The sequence below is a fragment of the Mycolicibacterium llatzerense genome (genome assembly GCF_000878195.1).
In the GTDB taxonomy this organism is placed as follows: Bacteria; Actinomycetota; Actinomycetes; order Mycobacteriales; family Mycobacteriaceae; genus Mycobacterium; species Mycobacterium llatzerense.
This window is the reverse complement of sequence record NZ_JXST01000032.1, coordinates 44,610-69,564: the sequence shown is the minus strand read 5'-3', so window position 1 is coordinate 69,564 and position 24,955 is coordinate 44,610. Positions and strand designations below refer to the sequence as shown.

22 protein-coding genes and 1 pseudogene are annotated in these 24,955 nt (G+C 68.4%); all 23 read right to left on the bottom strand.

The window, feature by feature from the left end; all coding sequences use genetic code 11:
- Positions 1 to 8: 8 nt before the first annotated feature.
- The 23 genes and pseudogenes from TL10_RS20930 to TL10_RS20820 all read right to left on the bottom strand — a co-directional run bounded on the left by TL10_RS20930 (position 9) and on the right by TL10_RS20820 (position 24,737).
- Entirely contained in the window at positions 9 to 725 is a 717-nt protein-coding gene (locus TL10_RS20930) for a FadR/GntR family transcriptional regulator (RefSeq protein ID WP_043987140.1), read from the bottom strand.
- A gap of 113 nt (positions 726 to 838) precedes the next feature.
- Positions 839 to 2,332 (bottom strand): nitrate/nitrite transporter, encoded by a 1,494-nt coding sequence (locus tag TL10_RS20925; protein ID WP_052506489.1) that lies wholly within the window; start codon positions 2,330 to 2,332, stop codon positions 839 to 841.
- Between the two features lie 385 nt (positions 2,333 to 2,717).
- Positions 2,718 to 3,053, bottom strand: a complete 336-nt coding sequence (locus TL10_RS20920; protein ID WP_267884357.1) for a DUF2784 domain-containing protein — start codon at positions 3,051 to 3,053, stop codon at positions 2,718 to 2,720.
- A 249-nt stretch (positions 3,054 to 3,302) separates the two neighbouring features.
- Positions 3,303 to 3,671 (bottom strand): annotated as a pseudogene (locus TL10_RS32045) (hypothetical protein); the annotation flags it as partial.
- A gap of 10 nt (positions 3,672 to 3,681) precedes the next feature.
- Positions 3,682 to 4,485, bottom strand: a complete 804-nt coding sequence (gene wag31, locus TL10_RS20910; RefSeq protein WP_043403154.1) for a DivIVA-like cell division protein Wag31 — start codon at positions 4,483 to 4,485, stop codon at positions 3,682 to 3,684.
- Positions 4,486 to 4,753: 268 nt separating this feature from the next.
- Positions 4,754 to 5,047, bottom strand: coding sequence for a YggT family protein (locus tag TL10_RS20905; RefSeq protein ID WP_043403156.1), 294 nt, complete (start codon positions 5,045 to 5,047; stop codon positions 4,754 to 4,756).
- Positions 5,048 to 5,169: 122 nt separating this feature from the next.
- Complete coding sequence (locus tag TL10_RS20900; RefSeq protein WP_043987135.1) at positions 5,170 to 5,808, bottom strand: cell division protein SepF; 639 nt, start codon at positions 5,806 to 5,808, stop codon at positions 5,170 to 5,172.
- Between the two features lie 65 nt (positions 5,809 to 5,873).
- Positions 5,874 to 6,677 carry a YggS family pyridoxal phosphate enzyme gene (locus tag TL10_RS20895; RefSeq protein WP_043403164.1) on the bottom strand — a complete coding sequence of 268 codons (804 nt, stop codon included), beginning with the start codon at positions 6,675 to 6,677 and terminating at the stop codon, positions 5,874 to 5,876.
- On the bottom strand, positions 6,674 to 7,384 hold the full coding sequence (pgeF, locus tag TL10_RS20890; RefSeq protein WP_043403165.1) for a peptidoglycan editing factor PgeF: 711 nt from the start codon (positions 7,382 to 7,384) through the stop codon (positions 6,674 to 6,676). The genes TL10_RS20895 and pgeF overlap by 4 nt, the downstream gene beginning before the upstream one ends.
- Positions 7,385 to 7,415: 31 nt before the next feature.
- Entirely contained in the window at positions 7,416 to 8,594 is a 1,179-nt protein-coding gene (gene ftsZ, locus TL10_RS20885) for a cell division protein FtsZ (RefSeq protein ID WP_043403167.1), read from the bottom strand.
- Between the two features lie 227 nt (positions 8,595 to 8,821).
- On the bottom strand, positions 8,822 to 9,814 hold the full coding sequence (locus TL10_RS20880) for a cell division protein FtsQ/DivIB (RefSeq protein WP_043987134.1): 993 nt from the start codon (positions 9,812 to 9,814) through the stop codon (positions 8,822 to 8,824).
- On the bottom strand, positions 9,811 to 11,262 hold the full coding sequence (gene murC, locus TL10_RS20875; RefSeq protein WP_043987133.1) for a UDP-N-acetylmuramate--L-alanine ligase: 1,452 nt from the start codon (positions 11,260 to 11,262) through the stop codon (positions 9,811 to 9,813). The genes TL10_RS20880 and murC overlap by 4 nt, the downstream gene beginning before the upstream one ends.
- Complete coding sequence (gene murG / locus TL10_RS20870; RefSeq protein ID WP_043987132.1) at positions 11,259 to 12,410, bottom strand: undecaprenyldiphospho-muramoylpentapeptide beta-N-acetylglucosaminyltransferase; 1,152 nt, start codon at positions 12,408 to 12,410, stop codon at positions 11,259 to 11,261. Before murG ends, murC begins: the two co-directional genes overlap by 4 nt.
- Positions 12,411 to 12,423: 13 nt before the next feature.
- The gene (ftsW, locus tag TL10_RS20865; RefSeq protein ID WP_043987131.1) at positions 12,424 to 14,112 is read right to left on the bottom strand and encodes a putative lipid II flippase FtsW; all 1,689 of its coding nucleotides are present in this window, start codon (positions 14,110 to 14,112) and stop codon (positions 12,424 to 12,426) included.
- A 260-nt stretch (positions 14,113 to 14,372) separates the two neighbouring features.
- Entirely contained in the window at positions 14,373 to 15,035 is a 663-nt protein-coding gene (locus TL10_RS20860) for a DUF5642 family protein (RefSeq protein ID WP_043987129.1), read from the bottom strand.
- Between the two features lie 69 nt (positions 15,036 to 15,104).
- Positions 15,105 to 16,184 carry a phospho-N-acetylmuramoyl-pentapeptide-transferase gene (mraY, locus tag TL10_RS20855; protein WP_043403184.1) on the bottom strand — a complete coding sequence of 360 codons (1,080 nt, stop codon included), beginning with the start codon at positions 16,182 to 16,184 and terminating at the stop codon, positions 15,105 to 15,107.
- Positions 16,181 to 17,680 carry a UDP-N-acetylmuramoyl-tripeptide--D-alanyl-D-alanine ligase gene (locus TL10_RS20850; RefSeq protein WP_043987128.1) on the bottom strand — a complete coding sequence of 500 codons (1,500 nt, stop codon included), beginning with the start codon at positions 17,678 to 17,680 and terminating at the stop codon, positions 16,181 to 16,183. The genes mraY and TL10_RS20850 overlap by 4 nt, the downstream gene beginning before the upstream one ends.
- Positions 17,677 to 19,239 (bottom strand): UDP-N-acetylmuramoyl-L-alanyl-D-glutamate--2,6-diaminopimelate ligase, encoded by a 1,563-nt coding sequence (locus TL10_RS20845; RefSeq protein ID WP_390892777.1) that lies wholly within the window; start codon positions 19,237 to 19,239, stop codon positions 17,677 to 17,679. The genes TL10_RS20850 and TL10_RS20845 overlap by 4 nt, the downstream gene beginning before the upstream one ends.
- A 42-nt stretch (positions 19,240 to 19,281) precedes the next feature.
- Positions 19,282 to 21,228, bottom strand: a complete 1,947-nt coding sequence (locus tag TL10_RS20840) for a peptidoglycan D,D-transpeptidase FtsI family protein (RefSeq protein ID WP_043987127.1) — start codon at positions 21,226 to 21,228, stop codon at positions 19,282 to 19,284.
- Positions 21,225 to 22,412 (bottom strand): cell division protein FtsL, encoded by a 1,188-nt coding sequence (ftsL, locus tag TL10_RS20835; RefSeq protein ID WP_110789163.1) that lies wholly within the window; start codon positions 22,410 to 22,412, stop codon positions 21,225 to 21,227. The genes TL10_RS20840 and ftsL overlap by 4 nt, the downstream gene beginning before the upstream one ends.
- On the bottom strand, positions 22,412 to 23,560 hold the full coding sequence (gene rsmH, locus TL10_RS20830) for a 16S rRNA (cytosine(1402)-N(4))-methyltransferase RsmH (RefSeq protein ID WP_192830272.1): 1,149 nt from the start codon (positions 23,558 to 23,560) through the stop codon (positions 22,412 to 22,414). Before rsmH ends, ftsL begins: the two co-directional genes overlap by 1 nt.
- Entirely contained in the window at positions 23,535 to 23,969 is a 435-nt protein-coding gene (gene mraZ, locus TL10_RS20825) for a division/cell wall cluster transcriptional repressor MraZ (RefSeq protein WP_043403199.1), read from the bottom strand. The genes rsmH and mraZ overlap by 26 nt, the downstream gene beginning before the upstream one ends.
- A 375-nt stretch (positions 23,970 to 24,344) precedes the next feature.
- A complete protein-coding gene (locus tag TL10_RS20820; protein WP_043403202.1) occupies positions 24,345 to 24,737 on the bottom strand; it encodes an SCO2097 family morphological protein in 393 nt (130 codons plus the stop codon).
- Positions 24,738 to 24,955 lie beyond the last annotated feature (218 nt).

Below are 24,955 nucleotides of genomic sequence, written 5' to 3'. Positions count from 1 at the left end.
AATGACTCCTACTGCTGACCGGAAAGGGCGTCGACGACCCGGCCCAGCAGGTCGTCGGCTACGCGGTGGGCGGCATCGGCGTCGCGCGCGACGAGGTGCTCGGCCAGCGTCAGGTGGGCGTCGCGGTCGGCCAGTTCGGCCGCCATTCCGAGGTCGGCTATCGAACCGAAGCCGATGTCGGCGAATGCCGCGACCAGCGTGTTCAGCGCCAACCGGTAGGCCAGGTTGCCGCTGCCGTCGATGATCGCGGTCCAGAACGTCAGGTCCGCATCAAATGCGGAACTGGAGGATTCGCCGTGGTATTCGGCCGGGTACGCCGCGGCCGCGTCGGCGATCGTCGCCAGCTGGTCGTCGGTGGCATTCCGGGCGCACAGCCGGGCCGCGTCGGCGGCCACGGTCCGGCGCATCACCATGATGTCGCGGGCGATCTGCACGGCCGGCACCGCGCCGGTCGCGGCGAGGGTGCTGAGCACGTCCAAACCGGCCGTCAGGCGCCAATCCTGGACCCGCGTCTTGCCGCCGTGGCTGATCCGTACCAGCCGGGCCTGCTGCAACCGTTTGAGCGCTTCCCTGATGGCGTGCCGGTTCACTGCGAAGGCCAAGGCCAGCTCACGCTCGGACGGCAGTGCCTCGTCGACCGCGACGCGGCCGGACAGGATCTCGTCGACCAGATGCGCGAACACCGTGTCGCTGACGGCCGCGCGGGAGACGGGTGCGATGTCCATGCATCGATGATCGGCGCTCCACCTAAACTGGTCAACTGGTTGGACCAGTTGTGTGGGTCACAAACACGAAAATGCCCCGCGGGAAACTCCCGCGGGGCATTCCGACCAGCTGGCTAGGTCGCCGGCACAACTTCCCGGCCGACGTGCTCCCCTGTCGCCGCACGCAGGTGCGGCTGCCGCAGGAACACGAACCAGGTGACGAAGCCGCACACCACGTAGAAGGCGAGGAACACCCAGAACGCGGTGGTCGCCGAGTGGGACGGTCCGGCGTAGGACGTCCGGAGCACGATGTTGACGAGCACACCACCGAACGCGCCGACCGCGCCGGCGAAGCCGATCAGGGCACCGGACATGCTGCGCGACCACAGGGTCTTCTCCGCGGCACCCAACTCGTCCTTGCTTTGCGCCTTGGCCTCGAAGATCGACGGGATCATCTTGTAGGTCGAGCCGTTGCCGAGGCCGGTCAGGATGAACAGCACCATGAACGCCACGATGTAGACGATCATCTGGCTACCGGTCGCCGGGCCCTTGGTGGCGTCGTCCCACATACCCCCGCCGACCAGGACGGCAGTGATGGCCGTCATCGCCGTGAAGACGTACAGCGTGATCTTGCCGCCACCGATCTTGTCGGCCAGCTTGCCGCCGAACGGCCGCGAGATCGAACCGAGCAGCGGGCCCAGGAAGGCGATCCACGCCGTGTGGACGGAGGCGTCGAAGTTGGCCTTGGCCAGCTCCTTGGCCGCTTCCTTGGGCAGCTTGGCCACTGACGCGACGTGGTACTTCTCCAGCAGCGGCGCGACGTCCTGCGCGGTGAAGTTGATGTTCAGAATCTGCGTGAACGCGAAGCTGAACCCGATGAACGAGCCGAACGTGCCGATGTAGAGGAAGCACATGACCCACGAGTTGCGGAACTTCATGGCCTCGACCATCGCCGAGAGGTTCGACTTCTGCCCCTGGATGTTGTCCATGAACAGCGCGGCGCCGAGGGCCGCGGCGGCCAGCAGCACCAGGTAGATGGCGCAGACGACCTCAGGACGACGGTTACCGACGCTGGCGATGGTCACCAGACCGATGATCTGGATCACCGGGACACCGATGTTGCCGCCGCCGGCATTCAGGCCCAGCGCCCAGCCCTTCAGCCGCTGCGGGTAAAAGGCGTTGATGTTGGTCATCGACGACGCGAAGTTACCGCCACCGAAACCGGCGACCGCCGCGACGATCAGGAACGTCGTGTACGACGTCCCCGGATGCATCATGAAATACATGGTCAGCGCACACGGGATGGCGAGCATCAGCGCGCTGAAGATGGTGAAGTTGCGGCCACCGAACTTCGCCGGTCCGATGGTGTAGGGAATGCGCATGAACGCGCCCACCGCGATCGGGACCGCGCCCAGGACGAACTTGCCCAGCGCGTCGATGCCGTAAACGGCCTGCGGCATGAACAGCACCATGACCGACCAGATGGACCACACCGAGAAGCCGACATGCTCGGCAAAGATCGACCAGACCAGGTTCCGCTTGGCGATGTCCTTATTGCCGGCGTCCCACGCAGCAACGTCCTCCGCATCCCAGTGCTCGATGTCGCGGTTGCGTTTTAACACACTCACAGTGCCTCCCAGCTGATGAACAGTTGAGATATATGTACGGGCCTCCCATGCCGCAGCTGTTGCCCTTCGATGTCAGCAAAGTCAATACGGACTCACTTGGAGGTCCCTGTGGTTCGTGACCGGTGCGATTCACGGCCGACGCATCGACGCAACAAGCAGGAAATACGCGGCCGCGGGTGCTCGCGTTGACTCAGTACGCAATCAACGCCCCAGTGGTGTGCCGGAGGCCCGTGAACAGGGTGGAAAAGTACGTGAGCGCAATGGTGGGGCGGCCTGCCGCCGGTTATTGCAGTCAGGGACGTCTGGCGGCCCGAATCGATACCTGAGTTCAATCGCGGTGGCGTCGAGAGCCTCGCGATTGAAGCCACGTATCCCTGGCCGAGCGTTACTGAGTTCTGCTGACCCGCCGGCGCCGAAACCAGCCCACCCAGGCGACGAGCACCACGACGACGGCGAGCACGCGCACCACATTCGTCGCCGAGGCCGGATAGAGCACACCGGTGATGTAGTGCGCGATGAATCCGTCGGGCGGCAGCTGCGCCAGACCCGCGCGTGGGCGGGCCCACCGTTCGACGTCGGTCATTGGACAGTCGACGCCCCAGGCGGTGCTGCCGATGCCCCACAGCACCGCGGGTACGTGCAACCAGATGACCCAGGGCCGGCGCCAGGTCAGGAAACCGCCGAACACCATGAAGGCGATGAAAGAAAAATGCACCGCCACGACGGCCACCACAACCAGCAGTGGGAATCCCGTCGTGACGGTGACATCGGTTGAAACTGGGAGCGCCAGGGCTCAGGCCTTCTTGGCTTCGTCCTCGTCCGCTGTGGCGTCTTCGGTAGCCTCGGCTTCAGACTCGTCGGTTTCGTCGGCGTCTTCAGCCGCGGCGTCCTCGGGCGCTTCGGATTCGTCGGCAGCCTCGGGTTCCGCGGACGCTTCCGGGGCCTCATCGACAGCTTCTTCGGCTTCGGCCGCGGGCTCATCGCCTTCGGACTCGTCAGCCTCTTCGGCCTCAGCCTCGTCAGCTGCAGCCTCGCCGGCGTCATCTTCCGAAACCGCTTCGGCGACAACCGTTTCCGGCTCGGCCTCGGGCTCATCCTCGGGGTAATCCTCGGTGGCCACCACAGCGGTGTCAGCGGTGGCATCGTCACCGGCAGCGTCGGACTCGGCCGCCGCCTCACCGCCGCGCGAGCGTTCCCGCAGCGCGTCGACGATGAGCAGCAACACTCCGATGACGCTGGCGCCGATGCACACCCAGGCGATCAGCTCATTGCTGGTGACGATTGCGGTCACCAGCGCTGTCAGGCCGATGAGGGCAAGGACCAGGGCAATGATCAGCATCGGTCAGCCGTCAGCTGTTGCCCCGGTTGAACTGGCCGAAGCCAGCACCCTCGCCGCCGGCCGCCGAGTCGGCCGGTGCGGCAGAACCGCGCTGGCCGAGCTCTTCGAGCTGGGACTCCAGGTAGGTCTTGAGGCGGGTGCGGTACTCGCGCTCGAACGTGCGCAGCTGCTCGAGGCGGCCTTCCAGCACCGTGCGCTGCTGGTTGATGTTGCCCATGATCTCGGTGTGCTTGCGCTCGGCGTCGGCCTGCAGGGCGTCGGCCTTGTCCTGGGCCTGACGCAGCTGAGTGTCCGAACGGGTCTGCGCGTCGGCCAGCATGGCCTCGGCGCGGGCCTTGGCGTCGGCGACCGTGGTCTCGGCGGTGTGCTTGGCATCGCTGACCAGAGCATCGGCCTGGGCACGGGCGTCGGCGAGGGTCTTGTCGGCCTCGGCCTTGGCCGAACCGGTGAGGCGGTCGGCGGTGTCCTGGGCCAGGCTCAGCACCTTGGCCGCGCGGACGTGGTGGTCCTCGCCGACCGGCGCGGCCACAGGCGCGGCGACCGGGACGGGCGCTGCGACGGGCTCGGGCTCCGGCTTGGGCTCGGGCTTGGCGAACACAGGTGCCGCGACCGGCTGTCCGGTACGGGCGGATTGGAGCTCGGCGTCGAGCTCGGCGACCCGCTGCCGCAGATCGCTGTTCTCTTCGATCAGCCGGGTCAGCTCGGTTTCGACGAGATCGAGGAATGCATCGACCTCATCCTCGTTATAACCGCGCTTGCCAATCGGCGGCTTGCTGAATGCGACGTTGTGGACGTCAGCCGGAGTTAGCGGCATCTTCTGCCCCCTTGCAGTCTGGACCGTCAATCGGTGTCAAAGTGTAGAGCGATCAAAGTGTAGAGCGATCGTGGAGTAACTGGCGTCCATCCTGTCACAGCAGACCCGTCGGTTGCAGGCGAGGGCCGGAATTAAGAACGAATTTCAATGTTTCATCGGAATTCGCGGGCGCGACCCGGCGCTCGGCGCCAATAGACCTAAACAGAGAAAGCGCATTAATTACATAAATGTAATTAATGCGCTTTCGCAGGTCAGGGGAACGTCGCGCTCAGGCACCGACCTGATCGAAAGACAGCCGCATACCGATGAACACCACCATGAGCAGCACCACGATGGACAGATCGACCCGGACCGGCCCGATGGTCAGCGGAGGGATCAAGCGCCGCAACAGCTTCACCGGAGGATCGGTCATCGTCATGATCGCTTCGAGGATCACCACCGTCAGCCCTCTCGGCTGCCAGTCCCGGCTGAATCCGCGAATGAACTCCACCACCACACGGGCGATCAACAGGAGCCAGAAGACGAACAGCGCAAAACCCAGAATGTCGAAGAACAGGGTCAATGCAACAGACCTCACTAGCGCGGGAAAAGCGCCGACCGGTGTCGGCGCTCGAGCACGAGCCTACCTAACGCAGACCCCTCCGGCCGGGGGCCGAAGGGGTCTTGCGTAGAGCTGCGTAGGGACTACTGGTAGCTGTAGAAGCCCGCCTCGGCGATCCGGCGACGCTCTTCGGCGCTGACGTCGACGTCGGCCGGCGACAGCAGGAACACCTTGGTGGCAACCTTGTCGAACGACCCGCGCAGCGCGAAGGCCAGGCCGGCGGCGAAGTCGACCAGGCGCTTGGCGTCGGCGTTGTCCATCGACACCAGGTCCATGATCACCGGGGTGCCGTCGCGGAAACGCTCACCGATGGTGCGGGCCTCGCTGTAGTCCTTCGGCCGCAGCGTGGTGATCTTGGCCAGGGCACTGCCGGCCTCGAACAGCTCGGCCATGCGGCGGGGCTCCATGGCGACGGCGCCACGGGTGGCGCCACGCAGGGTGTTGAAGCGCGGGCGCTCGAACTCGCGCGGCCCGCGAGCCGGCATCTCTTCGTAGCCACCGCGGTAACCCATTGGGGCGCTTTCGTATTCGCGGCCCATGCGGTCGTCGTAGCCGCGCGCTTCGCCACGGCCGTAGTCGTCGTCCTCGAAGCGCTCTTCGCGCGGGCGACGCGGGGCCGCGTAGGCGCGCGCGGGACGGTCTTCGTCGTCGTAGTACTCGTCGTCATAGTCGTCCATCGGCGCCATACCGAAGTAGGCCTTTACCTTGTGCAGTGTGCTCATCGGATGCCCCTAGCTAAGAATGTGGTGTCTGGTGACTGTGATGTAAGTGTGACTGGAGTGACTACTCATGGTGACGTTAGAGGACGCGGTCCCATTAGCGCGGTACCGACACGCACACACGTTGACCCGTGTCGCACCGCGATTTCGAGGTCGTTCGACATGCCCGCGGACAACCCCAGCCGCTGCGGGTATTGCGTTTGGACTCTGAGCAATTCAGCCTCCAGCCGCGCAAACTCCTCGTCGGCCGCACTGGCCAGCGGCGGGATCGCCATCAGACCCGCCAAACCCAGGCCCGGGGCGGCCTGCGCGGCGGCACACAATTCGTCGACCAGGTCGGGCCGGTCCACCGGCACGCCACCGCGGGCCGGATCCCCGTCGAGGCTGACCTGGATGTAGACCTGCAGCGGCTCGGACCTGCGGCCTTGGTCCAGCGCCTCGACCGCGCCACGGGATAGCGCCGCGACCAAAGGCGCGGTGTCCACCGAATGCGCCACCGACGCCCAGCCGGCGACAGCCCGCGCTTTGTTGCGTTGAATTCGGCCGATCATGTGCCACCGAATTGCCGAATTCGACCCTATGTTCGATGACGCATCCAACAATTCCCCGGACGCTGTGATCAATTTCCTGTTCGACAACGCGGTCGACACCTCAGCGACTTTGCTCGCGGCTTCCTGCTCCCGCGATTCGCCGAATGCCCGGCACCCCAATCCGAACAGCGCGACAATGTCAGTCGCCGGAAAGAATTTGGTCACCGGAAGAAATTCGATGTCGGCCCGATCCCGGCCGGCAGCCGCCGCCGCAGCGTCGATTCGCGCCTGAATCCGGGCCAGCGACGCGGCCAGTTCGGCCTCGCGCGGCGCGCTGGTCATTCCATCCACACCACCGACGCCAGCCGCCCGGTCGGGGCGCCACGTCGGTGACTGAACAGATTCGGATCGTCGACCGTGCAGCGCGGGTCGATATCGATGGCCTTGATACCCAACCCCGCCAGCTGCTTGGCGATGCCGGCCCGTAGGTCGAGACCCACGGTGCCGCGGGCGGTGGTGGTGATGCTGCCGGGCAGCACAGCCTCCACGTCGTCGGCCATCTCGTAGGGCACCTCGTAGTTGCGTCCGCTGACCGCCGGGCCGAGCAGGACCGTGATGTCCTCGAGCTGCGCGCCGAGCTTCTGCATGGTCTCGACCGTCCGCAGCACCACGCCACCCGCCGCACCGACGCGTCCGGCGTGCACGGCGGCCACCACACCCGCGCGCGCATCACCCAACAGCACCGGCACGCAATCGGCCGTGATCACCGCGAGCGGCAACCGCGGTGTCGCGGTGACCAGAGCGTCGGTGTTGTCGTAGGCTCCCCCGGCTCCAGTTCCAGGGCCCTCGACAACTTCGACATGGTCACCGTGCACCTGGTTCATCCACACCAGCGGGCCGTGCCCGATGGCGTCGGCCAGCCGAGTCCTGTTGGCCGACACGGCCTTTGGATCATCGCCGACGTGGTCACCCAGGTTGAACGTGTCGAACGGGGCCTTGGAGACCCCGCCCGCACGCGTCGTAGTCACTCTGCGGATACGGAACGTCACGATTCCAAGTATCCGCGTCGCGCAGTCACAATCAGTGCTTCATGAAGGGCGGCACATCGACGTCATCATCGTCGTCGCCGCGACCACCAACACTCACCGTCACACCGTTGGTCGCCGCAGGCACGCTGCCCGGATCGGTCCCGAAGGCACCGAGCTTGCCCGCGCTGGCGGCCGAGAACGTCTGGGCCCGATGGGCGCCACCGGCAGCCGACGCGGCGGCCGCGGCACCGGGCACGGCCGAGGTGACCGGCTTGCGGCTCTGACCGGCGGTGTCGAAACCGGCCGCGATGACCGTGACCCGGACCTCGTCGCCCAGCGAATCGTCGATGACGGTTCCGAAGATGATGTTGGCCTCGGGGTGTGCGGCGTCCTGCACCAGCGACGCAGCCTCGTTGATCTCGAACAGGCCCAGGTCGCTGCCACCGGCCACCGACATCAGCACGCCCTGGGCGCCGTCCATCGAGGCTTCCAGCAGCGGCGAGTTGATGGCGATCTCGGCGGCCTTGAGGGCACGACCGTCGCCGCGGGCCGAACCGATGCCCATCAACGCGGTACCGGCGCTGCTCATGACGCCCTTGACGTCGGCGAAGTCGACGTTGATCAGACCGGGCGTGGTGATCAGGTCGGTGATGCCCTGAACACCGTTGAGCAGCACCTCGTCGGCGCTGCGGAACGCATCCATCAGCGAGACGGCGGCGTCACCCATCTGCAGCAGGCGGTCGTTCGGGATGACGATCAGGGTGTCGCAGCTCTCGCGCAGCGCCTGGATACCCGTTTCGGCCTGGTTCGAGCGGCGCTTGCCCTCGAAGGAGAACGGACGGGTCACCACACCGACGGTCAGCGCGCCGAGCTTGCGGGCGATGCCGGCGACGACGGGAGCGCCACCGGTGCCGGTGCCACCACCCTCACCAGCGGTGACGAACACCATGTCGGCGCCGCGCAGCAGCTCCTCGATCTCGTCCTTGGCGTCCTCGGCAGCCTTGCGCCCCACCTCGGGGTCGGCACCGGCACCCAGGCCACGGGTCGAGTCGCGGCCGACGTCGAGCTTGACGTCCGCCTCACTGAGCAGCAGCGCCTGGGCATCGGTGTTGATCGCGATGAACTCGACGCCGCGAAGGCCCTGTTCGATCATGCGGTTGACGGCGTTGACGCCGCCGCCGCCGACACCGATCACCTTGATGACGGCGAGGTAGTTATGCGGGGGTGTCATGTGTCGTCTTCCTCCCTGGCTCGATTTGTCCGGAGCAAAACTTCTCGAATTAAAACCCTAAACCTCAACCATAGGGTTAGAGTTATGTCAAGTTGTTCCGCGCAAACAGAACGGTAGGGTGCCGCCGCGCCGCTGCCGCGCAGGCGCGCCGAGAGTTCACGCGTTTTTTCTCGTGCCCAGGGCGAGCGAATGGCCCCAGCCGAGCGAAACGACTCAAAACGGATGAGCTACTTCACAGTCGGCAGGTCAGGACTGGACACGTCATAGGTGTGTCCCGGCTGAGTCAGCAGCGCCCCGAGCTTGAGGGCCTTCTCCTCGGTGCGGTCGGTGGTCCCCCAGATGACCTCGCGACCGTCGTTCAGGGTCAGGGTGACGCCGGCGACCGACGGCGCCCCGACGCGGGCGACCTGGCCGAACACCTCGGGACGCAGTGACAACAGCACCTCGAGGGCGGCGAGGGTCGCGGGATCCTTCGGTCCGGGGTTGTCTGCGTCCAGGAACGGCACCCCCTGCGGCGGCGGCTCGGTCGCGAAATCCACGCCGTCCCGGTCGAACAGGTGCGGACCGTCCGGATACTCCTTGGCCGCCACCGGAACCCGCTCCACCACCGTGATCCGCAGGGTGGACGGGTACTCCCGCTGCACCCGCGCACTGGCCACCCGCCGGATGGTGGCCACGCGTTCGGCCACCGCGTCGGTGTTGACCTGCAGCAGAGGCGTGTCCGGTTTGACCGCGGCCGCCAGCGTCACCTCGTCCTCGGTCAGCGTCGCCACGCCGGTGACCACCGTGTGGCGGACCGCCATGATCGGCGTGAAGTACAGCACCAGGCCCAAGGTGACCGCGACGACGGCCGTCACGGCCGACCACAGCAACAACTTCAGCCCGCGGATGACGCCCCGGGTGGGCGCCTTGGGCTGCTCCGAGAGACCGGCCGCCCGGCGCCGCGCCTCCTGGCGCGCCTGTTCCAGGGCCCTGGCCCGGTCCAGCGCGATCCGGCGTTCCTCCCGCTCACGCCGGGCGCGGCGGCGCGGACCCTCATAGTCGGGTGACGCGGGATCGACCGCCGCGGCGTCGGCGGCCTCGGCCGTGGGCTCGTCAACCGCGGCGTCCGGCTCGGTGGCCTCCGCTGCGACGTCCTCCGCCGCGTTTTCTTGCACCAGGTCGTCCTGCGCCGCAACAGGTTCCGGAACCGACTCCCCCGAGCCGTCCTCCACTGTCACGGCGTGGGCCGTCCCGGAGCTGCGCGATTGGCCTTGACCTCCAGCGCGGTCAGGATCTCGCGACCCAGCAGGGTGACGTCGCCGGCACCCATGGTGACGATGACATCACCGGGCCCGGCTTTGGCCGCCACCTGCTCGGCGACCGCGGAGAAGTCCGGCACGTAATGCACCGGGGCGGAGACGTGTTCGACGATGCTCGCGCCGCTGACGCCGGCCATCGGGGCTTCCCGGGCGGCGTACACGTCGAGGACGAACACCTCGTCGGCACGATCCAGCGCCTGGCCGAACTCCTTCGCGAAAGTCTTTGTCCGCGAATACAAGTGGGGTTGGAAGACCACGATGGACCGCGATGTGCCGGCCACTGCCCGCAACGCATCGAGCGTCGCCCGGACCTCGGTGGGATGGTGCGCGTAGTCGTCGAAAACCCTGACGCCGTAAGCGGTTCCGACCGACTCGAAGCGCCGCCGCACGCCTTCGAAACCGGTCAGGCCGTCGAGCACGGCCTCCGGATCGGCGCCGGCTTCCCGTGCCGCCAGCAGCGCGGCCAGGGCGTTGAGCGCCATGTGCTTGCCCGGCACCGACAGCCGCATGCCGCGCCGGTGCGGCTCGCCCGCCAGCTGAACGGCCGCCACCCCACCGGTGCCCTGCTGCTGCCAGGTCAGCAGCGTCGCTTCCAGATCCGTGCGCTGCCCATTGCCCATGCCGTACCGCAGCACCCGGACACCACGTTCCGCCGACCGCTGGGCCAGCGCTTCGGAACCCGGATCGTCGGCGCACACCACGAGCGCACCGCCGGGACGCAGCCGGGCCACGAAGTCGTCGAACACCGCGGTGTAGGCCTCGACACTGCCGAAGTGATCGAGGTGATCGGCCTCGATGTTGGTCACCACCGCGACGTCGGGGGTGTATTCGAGCAGCGAGCCGTCGCTCTCGTCGGCCTCGGCGACGAAGCAGTCACCGCTGCCATGGTGCGCGTTGGTACCGGCCTCACCCAGGTCGCCGCCGACGGCGAACGACGGGTCAAAACCACTGTGTTGCAATGCCACAATGACCATCGAGGTGGTCGTGGTCTTGCCGTGGGTGCCGGTCACCAGCACCGAGCGGTAGCCGTTCATCAGCTTGGCGAGCACGACCGGACGCATGATCACCGGGATGCCGCGCCGCTGGGCCTCCACCAGCTCCGGATTGTCCTTGGGGATCGCGGCGTGCGTGCTGACCACGACGGTCGGGCCGCCGGGCAGCATGTCCAGCGACGACGCGTCGTGCCCGATCCGGATTTCGGCGCCGCGCGCCCGCAGCGCCGCCACACCCCGGGATTCCTTGGCGTCCGAGCCGGACACCAGGCCACCGCGGTCCAGCAGGATCCTGGCGATACCGGACATGCCGGCACCGCCGATACCGACCATGTGCACCCGAGCCAGCTCGGGCGGCAGCTCGCGCGCCGTCACCGGATACCCGCTGCCACGTCCAGCGCGATCTGCGCCACCCGCCGCGCCGCGTCGCGGTGGCCGGCCAGCGAGGCCGCCGTCGTCATCTGATCCAGTGCGGCGGTGTCGCCCATCAAAGTTCCGATCCGTTCGGTGACGAAGTCCGGGGTCAGCTCGGCGTCCTCGACCAAAAGGCCGCCGCCGGCATTGACCACCGGGAGTGCGTTGAGTCGTTGTTCGCCGTTGCCGATCGGCAGCGGGACATAGACCGCGGGCAGGCCGACCGCGCTGACCTCGGCGACGGTCATGGCCCCGGACCGGCAGATGGCCAGATCCGCTGCCGCATAAGCCAAATCCATGCGATCGAGGTACGGCACGCCGACATACGGCGCGGCCCCCGGCACCGGCGCCGGCAGCTCAAGGGTGTTCTTGCGCCCGTAGGCGTGCAGGACCGAAACGCCTTGCGCGGCGAGGTTTTCGGCCGCGCCGGAGACGGCACGGTTCAGCGATTGCGCACCCTGGGAACCGCCGAACACCAGGAGCACGCGGGCGTCGTCGGCGAAACCGAAGAATTCCCGGGCCTGTGCACGCAGCGCGGCCCGATCGAGCGAGGTGATCGATTCCCGCACCGGGATGCCGACGACCTCGCTGCCCTTGAGACCGGAATCCGGCACGGCGGCCAGCACCCGGCGCGCCGAGCGGGCGCCGACCCGGTTGGCCCAGCCCGCGCTGGCGTTGGCCTCGTGCACCACGACCGGAATGCGGCGGCGCCGGCGCAGCCCACCGCCACGGGCGGCCAGGTAGGCGGGCAGCGAGACATAGCCGCCGAAGCCCACGACGACGTCGGCCTGGACCGAGTCGAGGACTTCACGTGTCTCACGGACAGCGGCACGAATCCGCAGCGGCAGCCGGGCCAGGTCGGCAGAAGGCTTGCGCGGCAACGGAACCGGGGTGATCAGCTGCAGGTCGTAACCGCGTTCGGGAACCAGCCGGGTTTCCAGCCCGCGGGCCGTGCCGAGGGCGGTGATCCGGACGTCAGGCCGCAGCGCCACCAGGGCGTCGGCGACCGCCATCGCGGGTTCGATGTGACCTGCAGTACCGCCGCCGGCCAGAACCACCGAGATGCCGTGAGTTCCCCCGTCGCTGCGCTCGCCTCGACCCGAACTCACACCAACTCCTGACTCACCCGTACCGCTGACCTTCCAATGTCCGGACCCGTGGGTCCGACCGGCGCAGATCACGTCGCCCGTGCCCCTTCGGGTCATCATTTTGCCTTGTCCGCCGTCCGGCGCCGTCGGCCGGTACGGGGTTTCGGCGGCTGTGGCCCGATCGCCGGTCGGGTTCTTCGGTGCGTCGTGTCCGCCTCGGGGCGTCGGCGCGGCGCTGCCGGGCCGGCGGTTCCTGCCTGGCGGCCTGCCGGGTGGGACGTGCCGACTTCGTGGGCCTGGCCGGCTTGGTGGGTTGGGCCTGCCGGGCGGCCGGCTTGCGGGCGGGCTTGTCGCCGCGGCCACGCATCCGGTCCCGGGCCGAGTCCAGGGTGGTCGGCGAGTACGGCACCGGCGGCGGCAGCCGCAGGATCCGGTTCATCCGATCGTCGCGGCCGGCCCGCAGGGCGGCCACCGCCTCGGGTTCGTGGCGCGCCGCATTGGCGATCAGGCCTATCAGCAGAAGTGTTGTGGCCGTTGCTGTTCCGCCTGCGGAGATGAGCGGCAGCTGGATGCCGGTGACCGGCAGCAGGCCGAGCACATAGCCGACGTTGATGAACACCTGGCCGACCACCCACAGCGTCGTGGTGGCGGTCAGCAGCCGCAGGAACGGGTCGACCGACCGGCGGGCGATCCGCATGCCGGTGTAGGCGAACAGGCCGAACAGCGCGAGCAGGCCCGCCGCGCCGATGAAGCCCAGCTCCTCGCCGATGATCGCGAAGATGAAGTCGTTGTGTGCGTTGGGCAGGTAGTTGAACTTGGCGGTGCCCTGCCCCAGCCCGTCGCCGAACATGCCGCCGTTTGCCAGCGCGTACTTGGCCTGCCGCGACTGGTAACCGATGCCCTGCAGGTCGGAATCGGGGTCCAGCCAGGCCCGCACCCGGTCGGAGCGGTAGCCGGCCGAGACCGCGAGCACCGCGGCAGCGCCGACCGCGGCGACCAGCGAGGTGAGGAACAGCTTCAGTGACAGACCGGCGTACCAGAGCAGGCCGAGCAGGACGATGCTCACCGACACCGTCTGGCCCAGGTCGGGCTCGGCGACGATGAGCGCGAGTGCCAGCACCGCCGCGGGCAGCAGCGGGAACAGCAGTTCCTTGAGCCCGGCGTGCTCCATGCGACGGGTCGCGAGCAGGTGGGAACCCCAGATCGCGAAGGCGATCTTGGTCAGCTCGGACGGCTGCATGGAGAAGCCGGCGACGACGAACCAGCCGCGGGCGCCGTTGGACAGGTGACCGATGCCCGGGATCAGCACCAGGGCGATCAGCACGAGGCTGACGATGAACGCCGGCAGCGCCATCCGGCGCATGAACGCGATGGGCAGCCGGAGCGCGATATAGAACGCGACGAGGCCGATGATCGTCCACAGCACCTGCTTGGCGAAGATCGTCCAGGGCGAGCCGTCCTCGTCATACGAATGCACGCCCGAGGCCGAGAGCACCATGGTCAGGCCCAGCGTGATCAGCAGTGCCGCGCAGGCGATTACCAGGTGGAACGACGTCATCGGTCGGCTCAGCCAGGCCCCGACCCGGGCCCGGGGACCCTGCCGCTTGGGCTCGGCGGGCTTGGCGGCCGCACCTTCGGATGCGCTCTGGTTCTTCTCGTCCGGAGCCTGTGGCTCGTCCGGGCCGGCTTTGCTCCGGCGAAGCTTTGCAAGGATGTCCGGCATGTGACTACCCGACCTCGTCATTCACATTGGTCACAAAAACCACAACTGTCCCTTGCATCCCAAAATCCTCCCCTGTCACCGCCGTCGGGGGCGGCACATCCGGCGCGTGTCGCCGGAATGGGGCGATTTGCCACAGCTGGTGCGCTGCCGCGACGCGTTTCCGTCGCGAACGCAACTGCACGGCGAATTTCGGGCCGTTTCTCCGCCACCCAGTTGCACTCGTGACGAACCGGCGAGCGGCGCGCGAAGAAACCTGTGCGCTACCCCTTGAGCGCGGCGACCACCTTGACGAGCAGGTCCTTCGCAACCTGCGGATCGATGTCGGCCTGGACGACGGCCACGGTCTTGTCGCCCATGACCGCGGTGTAGGTCGCTTCCTCGATGGACTTCCCGTTGGCGCTGATGTGCGCCTGCACGCCCATGGTCTTCGCCCCCGCGATATCGGGGCCGGGGACGCGGTCGACCGTCGCGGTGACACCGTCGGTCGTGTCGACGGTGATGTGATCGCAGCCGGCGTGGCCGAGTTCGCCGGCGTTCTTGGCCGCCTCCGCCGCCACCACGATGATGGTGTGGCCCTCCTGGTTGCTGCCGACGAATCCCTCGGCCTTGGCTCCGACGCCGGCCGGCGCGAGCGGCTTGAGCAGCGACGCGCACTCGGCGGGGGTGACAACCGACGGCGGCGTGGTGGTGAGCGCGCCGACACCGGGAGCGTCCAGCTTCTCCTGGGTGACGGTGTCCCGCTCCAGATCCATGGGGTCATAGCCCGCCGGCAGGCTGCTCTTGACGCCGCCAACCTTCGAGATGTCGTACTTCGCGGCGGCCTGGCTGGTCCCGGACTTGCCGTCCGAACCGCCGCAGCCCGCGAACAACGCCGCACCCGACAGCACGACAACGGGCCCGACCAGGTATTTCTCGACATTCATGGCGCGAACCCTAACAGCGGGTTCCGGTGTCGCCGCGCACATACTGGATGTTGGCTGGGAGCCGCGTGTCTAGCGGCCACCCGCGGACAGCCACTCGCTGTAGAACAGCGCCACGCCGAGCCCGCAGGCGATCGCGGTGAGCAACCAGAACCTGATGATCACCGTGGTCTCGGCCCAGCCGGCCAGCTCGAAGTGATGATGGAACGGCGCCATTCGGAAGACCCGGCGACCGGTGGTCCGGAACGCCAGGATCTGGACCACCACCGAGGTGACCTCGGCGACGAACAGGGCGCCGAGCACGATGGCCAGCGTCTCGGTCCGGCTGGTCACCGACAGACCGGCGATGATGCCGCCGAGCGCCAGCGAGCCGGTGTCGCCCATGAAGATCTTGGCCGGCGCGGCGTTCCACCAAAGGAATCCGATGCAGGCGCCCGCCGTCGCGGCCGCGACCAACGCCAGGTCCAGCGGATCACGGACGTTGTAGCAGCCCGGCCCCGGGCTGGTGGCGCACGCGTTGCGGTACTGCCAGAACGTGATCAGCACGTACGCTGCGCTGACCATCGCCATGGCACCGGCCGCGAGGCCGTCCAGGCCGTCGGTGAAGTTGACCGCGTTGGACCAGGCACTGACCAGGACCACGATGAACAACACGAACAGCAGCGGCCCGAGGGTGACGGTCGCGATCTCGCGCACATAGGACAGGCCGGCACTCGCCGGCGTCAGCCCGTTGGCGTTGCGGAACTGCAGCACCAGCACGCCGAACAGGACGGCGGACACCAGCTGACCGACCGTCTTGGCGGTCTTGTTCAAACCCAGGTTGCGGGCTCGACGAAGCTTGATCAGATCGTCGAGGAAGCCGACGGCACCCAGCGACGTGGCCAGCCCGAGCACCAGCAGACCCGAGGCCGACGGCCCTTCGCCGTCGACCAACAGCCCGACGACGTGGGTGCCGAGATAGCCGCACCAGATGCCGGTCACGATCGCGACGCCGCCCATCGACGGCGTGCCGCGCTTCTTCTGGTGGCTGGCCGGACCGTCTTCGCGGATCTCGTGGCCGAAACCCCGGCGGGTGAACAGCCGGATCAGCACCGGCGTCAGCACGATCGACACCGCGAGCGCGATGCCGACGGCGAACAGGATCTGAATCACGCTTGCCCCTCCCGCGCCAGTTCCTCAGCCAGCGTGCCCAGCCCGGCCGAATTCGAGGCCTTGACCAGCACGACATCGCCGGGCTCCAGCTCGGCACGCAGCAAATCGAGTGCGGCAGCGGCATCGGGGACCGGCGATACCTCGCTGCCCCACGAGCCTTCCATCACCGCGCCGTGTTGCATGGCGCCCATAGCCCTCCCGGTTCCGACGACAACCAGTCGTGACACATCTAAACGCACGGCCAGTCGACCGATGCTGTCATGCTCGGCAATGGCGTCGTCACCCAGTTCGGCCATCTCGCCGAGCACCGCCCAGCTACGCACCTGCGCGCCGGACTCGGCACGCGCCGACTTGGCCATCCAGGCCAGCGCCTTGAGGCCCGCCCGCATCGAGTCGGGGTTGGCGTTGTAGGCGTCGTTCACCACGACCACACCGTCGGCGCGGGCACTGACCTGCATGCGGTGCTTGGAGACGGGGCCGGCACCGGCGAGCGCGTCGGCCACCTGCTGCAGGCTCGCGCCGCATTCCAGCGCGACCGCGGCGGCACTGAGCGCGTTGGACACCTGATGATCGCCGTGCACCGCCAGCGCGACGTCGACGTGCTGCTCCCCCGCATGCAGGGTGAAGCGCGGGCGGGCCAGCTCGTCGAGCGTGACGTCACCGGCCCAGACATCGGCTCCGGGAGACCGGGATACCCGCACCACGCGGGCTTCGGTGCGCTCCGCCATGGCGGCCACCGCTGGGTCGTCAGCATTGAGAATGACAACACCGGTCGCCGGAACAGCTTGTGGCAGTTCGGATTTCGTCGCAGCGATGACGTCGCGCGAGCCGAATTCACCGAGGTGCGCAGTGCCGACGTTGAGCACCACACCGATCGACGGCGGTGCGATCGCGGCGAGTGCGGCGATGTTGCCGGGGTGCCGCGCCGACATCTCCAGCACCAGGAAGTCGGTCTCCGGGGTGGCCCGCAGCACCGTCCACGGATGGCCCAGCTCGTTGTTGAACGATCCCGGCGGCGCGATCACTTCACCCAGCGGTGCCAGCACCGCGGCCAGCAGATCCTTGGTCGACGTCTTGCCCGACGAGCCGGTGACGCCGATGATCCGCAGTCCCCCGGCGGCCAACCGATCGGCGACCGCGCGGGCGAGTCTGCCCAATGCCGCCAGCACCGCGGCACCCGAGCCGTCGGTGTCGTACTCCAGCGCACCCGAGGACGAATCGACCTGTCCGGCAACCGGCTTCACGACGATCGCCGGCACGCCGACCGGCCGGGCCGCCAGCACCGCGACGGCGCCCGCCGCCACCGCGCCGGCGGCGAAGTCATGCCCATCCGACCGGGCACCCGGCAGCGCCAGGAACAAACCGCCCGATGTGACGGCCCGCGAATCGAACTCGACGGTCCCGGTCACGTGCGTCGCGGCGGCAGCCTCAGGTGTGACGTCGGACAGCTCGCCGCCGACGATGTCGGCGATCTCTGCCAGGGTCAGGTCGATCATGCGGGTGACTCTCCAGTCTTCAAGGTCGCAGCATGCAGGGCCTTATCCAGAGCGGCAGCCAACTCATCACGATCATCGAACGGCCTGGTCTGACCGGCTCGGGTCTGGCCCGACTCGTGTCCCTTGCCCGCGATCAGGACCGTGTCCCCCGCGCGGGCCCAGCCGACGACATGGTCGATGGCCGCCCGCCGGTCACCGATCACCACCACCTCGGCCGATCCGTCCGCGGCGCCCGCCGCGATGGTCGCCCGGATGAGGTCGGGGTCTTCGTCGCGCGGATTGTCGTCGGTGATGACCACCAGATCCGCCAACTCCGCGGCGATGCGTCCCATCGGTTCGCGCTTCCCGGCGTCCCGGTTGCCGCCGGCGCCGAACACCACTGCCAGCCGGCCCTGGGTCTGCGGGCGCAGCGTCTGCAGCACCGCCTCCAGAGCACCCGGCTTGTGCGCGTAGTCGACGAGGGCCAGGAAGTCCTGCCCGCGGTCGATGGGCTGCAGGCGGCCGGGCACGGTGGCGGTGGCCAGTCCCGGTGCGGCCTGCTCCGGGGTGACGCCGACGGCGTCGAGCAGTGCCACGGCCAGTAGCGCGTTGGCGACGTTGTAGCCGCCGGGCAGGCCGATCCGCAGCCCGTGCCGGGCGCCGTCGGACCCGACTGCGGTGAACCGCTGGCCCTCGCGGTCCGCTTCGATACCGGCGACGGTCCAGTTGGCGTCACCGGTGGTGCTGACGGTCACCGGGTCGGCGGCGCGGGCCGCCATCTGGCGGCCCCAGTCGTCGTCCACGCAGACGACCGACACTGCCGCATGGTTGGGCGAATCCGGTTGGAACAGCCGGGCTTTGGCGTCCAGGTAGTCGTCCATCGTCGGATGGAAGTCCAGGTGGTCCCGCGACAGGTTGGTGAAACCGCCGGCGGCGAAGCGGAGGGCGTCGACCCGGCCCAGCGACAACGCGTGGCTGGACACCTCCATGACGACGGTGTCCACGCCGCGTTCGACCATCGCGGCCAGCAGCGCCTGCAGCGCGGGCGCCTCGGGGGTGGTCAGGGAACTCGGCAGGTCTCGGCCGTCGATCCGGATACCGACGGTGCCGATCAGTCCGGCCACCCGCCCCGCGGCACGCAGCCCCGCCTCCACCAGATAGGTGGTTGTGGTCTTGCCGGAGGTCCCGGTGATGCCGATGACACGCAGCCGCTCGGATGGCCGGCCGTAGATTTCTGCGGCGATCTCACCCAGCACCGCCCGCGGGTCGGCGTGGACGAGGACGGGAACACCGACCGCGGGAACAGTGGTACCGAGCAGCTCCAGGCCCTCCGGGTCGGTCAGTACCGCGGCGGCCCCGGCAGCGACGGCGTCGGCGGCGAACCGCGCGCCGTGTGCGGCCGAACCCGGCAGCGCCGCGAACAGATCACCGGCGACGACGTCCCGGCTGCTCAGCGTGACGCCGGTGACCCGCAGCTCCCGGGCCTGGGCACCGGCTGGCAGCGCTGCGCCAACGTGGTCGGCCAACGAGCCCAGCGCGGCTCCGGCGGGATCAGCGGGGCGCAAGGTAGGCAAAGACATGGCCATGACACAGTACCGGGCCGGTGACGGGCAACCGGCCCGTCAGGTGGCCTGCAGGACCAGCGGCGGACCAGGGTCCGGCGACAGCGGCACGTTCTCCCGCTGCATCAGCCACGCCGCGATGTTGTGGAACAGCTGTGCCATCGAGTGTCCGGGCGTGCCGTCGGCATTACGCAGCGGGTTGTTGGCCATGATGCCGACGACGTAGCGCGGATCGTCCGCCGGCGCCATGCCGGCGAAGGTGATCCAGTAGTGATCGTCGTCGTAGTAGCAGCCGCACGCCGGGTTGATCTGCTGCGCGGTACCGGTCTTGCCGGCCATCTGGTACCCCTCGACGGCGCCCGGCCAGCCGGTGCCCTGCTGGGTGCCACGCGGGTCACGCTGGAGGGTCGCGCGGAACATGTTGCGGAGCGTCGCCGCGGTCTGCGGGGACACGACCTGGACGCTCTCGGGTGCCGGCTGATCCTGGTGGGTGCCGTCGGCCGAGACGACCGACTTGACGATGCGCGGCGGGATGCGAAGACCGTCGTTGGCGATGGCCTGGTACATGCCGGTCATCTGCAGCAGGGTCATCGAAAGGCCCTGTCCGATGGGCAGGTTCGCGAACGAGCTGCCCGACCACTGATCGATCGGCGGAACCAGGCCCGCGCTCTCACCCGGCAGACCCGAGCCCGTGCGCTGGCCGAGGCCGAACTTCGTGAGCATGTCCGCGAAGCGCTCCGGGCCGACCCGCTGGGCCAGCATCAGGGTGCCGATGTTCGAGGACTTCCCGAAGACACCGGTGGTGGTGTACGGGTCGACGCCGTGGCCCCAGGCGTCGCGGATGGTGACGCCGCCCATGTTGTAACTGCCCGGAACCTGCAGCACCTCATCGGGATTCGACAGGCCGAACTCGATGACCGACGCCGCGGTGACGATCTTGTTGACCGAACCCGGCTCGAACGGTGACGTCGCGGGGAGATTGCCCATCTGCTTGTCGTCCTGCCGGTTCAGTTCCTGCGCCGGATCGAACGTGTTGTCGTTCGTCATGGCCAGAATCTCGCCGGTCTTCGAATCCAGGACCACCGCGGACACGTCGCGTGCGCCGGACATGTCCTTGGCCTGCTGCACCTGCTGCTGGACGTAGTACTGGATGTCGTTGTCGAGGGTGAGCTGCACGGTGGCGCCGTTGATGGCGTCATGCCGGTCCCGGTAGCTGCCGGGGATCACCACACCGTCCGAGCCGCGGTCGTAGGTGACCGAGCCGTCGGTGCCGGAAAGCTTTGCGTCGAAGGAATCTTCGAGGCCGAGCAGGCCGTGGCCGTCCCAGCCGATGTCGCCGACGATGTTCGCGGCCAGCGAGCCACCGGGGTACTGCCGGATGTCCTGACGCTCCGCGCCGACCTCGGGGTACTTCTTGGTGATGGCGTCGGAGATGGCGGGATCGACCGCGCGGGCCAGGTAGACGAACGAGTCCCGGCCGGTGATCTTCTTGGCCAGGGTCGCGGCGTCGGGCTTGTTGTTCAGCAGACCGGCGACGCCGACGGCGATCTCGTTGAGTCGCTTGTCCGGGTCTGGTGCCGCCGGGGTCTTGGCCTTCGCCTCGGTGAGCTGCTGGCGAATCCGGTTCGGCTGGAAGGTCAGCGCGCGGGCTTCGATGGTGAAGGCCAGCTTGGCGCTGTTGCGGTCGACGATGCTGCCCCGCACCGCCTTCTCCACGTCGGTGACCTTGAGCTGGCTGGCCGCCTCGGCGCGCAGACCGGCAGCCCGCGGGCCCTGGAGGAAGAACAGCTGCACTGCCGAAGCCAGCAGCACCAGCGCGATGACGATGTTGCCGGTCTTGTGCCGGAACCCGAACGAGCCCGTGCGGCCCTCGGACACGACGGCCTCGCGGGTGCGCCGTTCGTGCGCCGAATGCGGTTGCGCGGTACGCGGTTTGGCGGTGGGCTGCCGCTTGCGCGGTGCGGCCGTCCGCTGCGTGCCGGTCCTGCGCGGGCTCTTGCCGCTCATGCGGGGGCGCCGGGGGCCGACGGCACCGGAAGCGGGGCCGGCACCGGGGCCGGAATCTGTGCCGGGACCTGGACCGGCAGCGGCGCCGGAACCTGCGCGGCCTGAGCCGGGAGCACGCTCTCCGGCTGCAGCGCCGGGCCGGGCAGCGTGCCCAGTCCGGGCACCGGGAGGGCCGGTGCCGCCGGGACGGGCGCCGCGAGGGCGGGAGCCGGGACCGGGAGCGCCGGTGCCACGGGCGCCGGCGCATGGACGACCTGCTCGCGCGGGTCAATCACGAGTGGCGCCGGAGCGGCGGCCGGGGCCGGAACCGCGCCGGGGACCGGAACTGCACCCGGGACCGGGACCGGAGCCGCGGCAGGTGCCGGCGCCGGGGCGGGAGCCGCGGCAGGTGCCGGCGCCGGGGCGGGAGCCGCGGCCGGACGTGGGGCTGCCGGGGCGGGCGGGGCCACCTCGGGCAGCGGTGTGTTCAGCGGTGGCGGCGGAACGCCCTGCGCCGGTTTGGGACTGCCGACCAGCAGCCAGTTGCCGGTCGGGTCCTGCACCAGGTGCGCGGTGTCGCGGGACGGGATCATGCCGAGGTTGCGGGCCGCATCGGCGAGCGCCGGTGCGGCCTGCGCCACCAGCACGTCACGCTCGAGCGCCTCTTTCTGTTGCTGCAGCGCCTGATTGATCTCCTTGGCGCGGCCCAACTCATAGGACCGTTCGGCAGCGGAGGTCGACAGCCACAGCGTGACGCCAAGGCCCATGCCCAGCGCCCCGATGATCAGCACGACGAACGGCACCCGCGCGATCACGTGCCGCGGGTCGAGGTCCATCTCGGCGATACGCATGAGCATCCGCTCCCGCAGCGGGGTGCGAACAACCTTGGGTGCCTTGGCCTTACGCGCCTTGGCCCGCGCCTTGGCCTGCGACGCGCTCTTGGGGCGTGACGGCGCCGCGGTCGGCCGTGCGAACGGCGTGGTCTGCGGACCGGCACCGGTGGGCTTGGACCGCTGCGGCCGGACGTCGCGCTTGCCGCGCTTGACGCGGGCTTCGCCCTTGCTACCGGACTTGCTGTCACGCTTGGCATCCCGCTTGTCCACGGGGTCCTGCCGTACCGCTGTGCGCCGGCGCGGCTCTGCCTCGCCGGACCGGGTCCCCCGTCGAGCGTTGCCGCCGCGTACCGGCGCTGGCCGCTTTGCCATCACAGACCTCCCCTTGTGACAACTTTTTCCAATGCACGCAGGCGAACCGACGCGCTACGCGGATTCAATTCGAGTTCGTGGTCGTCGGCCCGCTCGGCACCCCGGGTCAACGAGGTGAAGAGCGGCTCGTAGCCGGGCAGCTCCATCGGCAGGCCCTCCGGGGTACGCGATGCGGTGGCATCGGTGAAGTACCCCTTGACAATTCGGTCTTCCAGCGACTGATAGGCCTCGACGGCGATCCGGCCGCCGGGCCGCAGCGCGTCCAGCGCGGCGGGTATCGCCGCGCGCAGGCAGTCCAGCTCCCCGTTGACCTCGGTGCGCAGCGCCTGGAACGTCCGCTTGGCCGGATGCCCACCGGTGCGACGGGCCGGGGCCGGGATCGCCGCGTACAGCAGCTCGACGAGCTGGGTCGTCGTGGTGAAGGGGCGGCGGGCCCGCTCGCGGACGATCGCGCCGGCGATGCGGGACGCGAACTTCTCCTCGCCGTACTCGCGCAGCACTCGGGTGAGCGTCCGGGCGTCATAGGTATTCAAGATGTCTGCCGCCGTCAGGCCAGACGTCTGGTCCATCCGCATGTCCAGCGGCGCGTCCTTCGCGTAGGCGAAGCCACGCTCGGCCTGGTCGAGCTGCATCGAAGACACTCCGAGGTCGAACAGGATGCCGTCCAATTCACCTGGGCGGTAACCGGATTGGGTCAGTGCGTCGTCGATGCCGTCATACGCGGTGTGCACCAGGTGCACCCGGTCACCGAACGGCGCGAGGCGCTCGGACGCCAGCCGCAGCGCGGTCTGGTCCCGGTCCAGACCGATCAGCGTCAGACCGGGAAAGCGAGTCAGGAAGCCTTCGGAGTGGCCACCGGCGCCCAGCGTCGCGTCGATCATGACGGCGCCGGCGCCGTCGGCGCTGCGCCGGGTGAGTGCCGGGGCCAGCAGCTCGACGCAGCGGTCCAGCAGCACCGGAATGTGCGGCCGACGATCGGTCAACGCAACACCCCCAAAAGGCTTCAGCTGGTGGATTTGTGCGGCCCCCGCAGCGAGGTCTCTGTCCGAGTTCGCGGACCTGACGTTGGGGAAGTACGCCAGGGCCGGTTCGGACAGAGGCCACGCTGCACGGGCCTGCAGGTCAAAGGGTGCTGCCGAGCGCTTCATCGCTTGCCGCGGAGAAGTTCTCTTCGTGAGTGTCTTGGTAGGTCTGCCAGGCCGCGGCATCCCAGATTTCGAGGTAGTCCACCGCACCGATCACGACGCATTCCTTGGTCAGGCTCGCGTAGCGACGGTGATCAGCGGACAGGGTGACACGGCCCTGAGCGTCGGGGTGCTGCTCGTCGGCGCCCGCGGCGAAAACGCGCAGGTCGGCACGAGCGGCGGGATCGTTTCGAGGAGTGCTCGCCACGCGGCGGGCAATCTCGGCTTCGAACTCAACCCTCGGATACACGGCGAGGCTGTGATCTGGACTTTTGGCGACCATCAACCCTCCTGCCAGTGCATCGCGGAACTTGGCGGGCAACGTCAGTCGCCCCTTGTCATCGAGCTTCGGCGTGTAGGTACCCAAAAACACCAGGCACCTCCCGCCACTCCGGAGTCCGGTCTCTCCGATGTCCGCCACATTACCCCACAATCCCCCACTTCACTCCATTCCAAGTCTAAAAATGGCCTTATCTGCCCCACTCGGCGCAGCAACCACGGAAACTCAGGGGTGGAGGACGGCATCAAACGGCCTGGCTGTGCACCAAAATCCCAGCTGGAAGGGCATGCGGGAGTGCGGTGGGGCGTTGTGGGGGGCCGCGGAGCGCAAGCCCTGAAAAAACGGCGCGGACGCCGCCTCCGGCAAATTTCGCTACCGGCCCGGCGTGTCGCACCACACCGTCACTGGACCGGCGAAAAACAAAACAGGGGCAGCCGAATCGGCTACCCCTGTGTCACGCGTGGGCGTTTACTCGTCGAACCTGCGACGGAACCGGTCTTCCATGCGGTTGGTGAACGAGTTACCAGCGCGAGCGCGCTTGGACTTGCCGGCAGACGGCGCCGACTTCTCCTTGGAGAGCTTCCGGGGACCGGTCACCGCGAACACCGCACCGGCAAACATCACCACGAAGCCGATGACGCTCAGGATGGGGAGTTGGTCGATCCACAGGATCCGAAACGCCACACCCAGCACCAGCAACGCCAGACCGAGGACAAACAGCCCCGCGCCTTGCAGCCGCCGCCGTGCCGACGGCGCTTGCAGCGTGCCGCCCCGGACGCTCGAAGCGAACTTCGGGTCCTCGGCGTACAACGCACTCTCGATCTGGTCGAGCATGCGCTGCTCATGATCGGAGAGTGGCATCCGCGCCTCCCAACTCACACCGCTGCCCGCAGCGGCTCCTGACGTCTGCACCCGTGGTCACGGATCCCTAACAGTCATGATACGAGGTCACACAGACACGTACCACATACTTCAGACTCCCGAATTGTAAGACTGGGACGTCGGCCGGGCGACAGCGCCTGCTGCGCAACCCGACTTCGACGTTCCAGACCACCTCCTTCAACGTTCCCGCCCACCCC

Bases quoted from the DNA above. Each gene is read 5' to 3' on its own strand.
- TL10_RS20845 (WP_390892777.1), bottom strand. From the start codon at position 19,239: ATGTCTTTGCCTACCTTGCGCCCCGCTGATCCCGCCGGAGCCGCGCTG.
- TL10_RS20820 (WP_043403202.1), bottom strand. From the start codon at position 24,737: ATGCCACTCTCCGATCATGAGCAGCGCATGCTCGACCAGATCGAGAGT.
- ftsZ (WP_043403167.1), bottom strand. From the start codon at position 8,594: ATGACACCCCCGCATAACTACCTCGCCGTCATCAAGGTGATCGGTGTC.
- ftsW (WP_043987131.1), bottom strand. From the start codon at position 14,112: ATGCCGGACATCCTTGCAAAGCTTCGCCGGAGCAAAGCCGGCCCGGAC.
- rsmH (WP_192830272.1), bottom strand. From the start codon at position 23,560: ATGAAGCGCTCGGCAGCACCCTTTGACCTGCAGGCCCGTGCAGCGTGG.
- TL10_RS20930 (WP_043987140.1), bottom strand. From the start codon at position 725: ATGGACATCGCACCCGTCTCCCGCGCGGCCGTCAGCGACACGGTGTTC.
- TL10_RS20895 (WP_043403164.1), bottom strand. From the start codon at position 6,677: ATGACCAGCGCGCCGCGCGAGGCCGAACTGGCCGCGTCGCTGGCCCGG.
- TL10_RS20900 (WP_043987135.1), bottom strand. From the start codon at position 5,808: ATGAGCACACTGCACAAGGTAAAGGCCTACTTCGGTATGGCGCCGATG.
- wag31 (WP_043403154.1), bottom strand. From the start codon at position 4,485: ATGCCGCTAACTCCGGCTGACGTCCACAACGTCGCATTCAGCAAGCCG.
- ftsL (WP_110789163.1), bottom strand. From the start codon at position 22,412: ATGGCAAAGCGGCCAGCGCCGGTACGCGGCGGCAACGCTCGACGGGGG.
- TL10_RS20860 (WP_043987129.1), bottom strand. From the start codon at position 15,035: ATGAATGTCGAGAAATACCTGGTCGGGCCCGTTGTCGTGCTGTCGGGT.
- TL10_RS20840 (WP_043987127.1), bottom strand. From the start codon at position 21,228: ATGAGCGGCAAGAGCCCGCGCAGGACCGGCACGCAGCGGACGGCCGCA.
- TL10_RS20850 (WP_043987128.1), bottom strand. From the start codon at position 17,680: ATGATCGACCTGACCCTGGCAGAGATCGCCGACATCGTCGGCGGCGAG.